At 71.2% G+C, this 715-nt stretch carries 1 protein-coding gene; it reads right to left on the reverse strand.

Annotation, left to right across the window (positions count from 1 at the left end; translation table 11 throughout):
- Positions 1 to 715, reverse strand: a 715-nt coding sequence (locus FSO04_RS45490; RefSeq protein ID WP_154567966.1) for a PRC-barrel domain-containing protein, incomplete at both ends; no start/stop codon positions are given.

Below are 715 nucleotides of genomic sequence, written 5' to 3' on the forward strand. Positions count from 1 at the left end.
GGCCCCCCGCCGTGCCTGGGGCGGGCGCGGCAGAGGCCGCAGTGGCGGGCGCTGGCGCGGAAGCGGGAGCGGGAGCGGGGGCGGGCGGCGGCGCGGGCGACACCGCGCGGATCGGCTTGTCGCTGGCGTACGGCGGCGTCGCGTTGATCTGCGCATCGCTCAGATCGATCAGCGGATGCAGCTCCTTGTCTTTCGTGACGAAACGCAGCGCGGACCAGTTGGCGGCAATCGTGCGCCGCTCGGTGCTGACCATGCCGTTGACGTCGAGCACGACCGCCTGCGGCTGCGCGTTGGCGTCGATCAGCACATCGATCACGCGGCCGACCTTGGCGCCGTTCGAGCGCTCGACGTCGGTGTCGATCAGCGGCAATTGCACGGCGGCGGACTTCGCCGCGGGAGTCGGCGTGGCCGTCGCGTTAAGTGTGATCGGCGCGGTCTTCGCGGTCGGCGTGAAGCGGAACGCGTTCCACGGGAAATTGACCTTGCGATCGCCGACGCCGAGGAAGCCTTGCAGATTGACCACGATTTCGCGCGGCTTGCCGCTCGCATCGGCGATCAGATCGACCGCGCGGCCCACTACCTTGCCGTCGGGCTTCTGCACTTCGCTATCGAGCAAGGCGCGCGCCTCGCTGCGCTCGATCGTGCGCAGCACGATCAGCGGCGGGGGCGCGGGGGGAGGCGGCGCGGGCGTGGCGACCGGCGGCGGAGGTTCGAC

This window comes from Paraburkholderia madseniana, from assembly GCF_009690905.1.
In the GTDB taxonomy this organism is placed as follows: Bacteria; Pseudomonadota; Gammaproteobacteria; order Burkholderiales; family Burkholderiaceae; genus Paraburkholderia; species Paraburkholderia madseniana.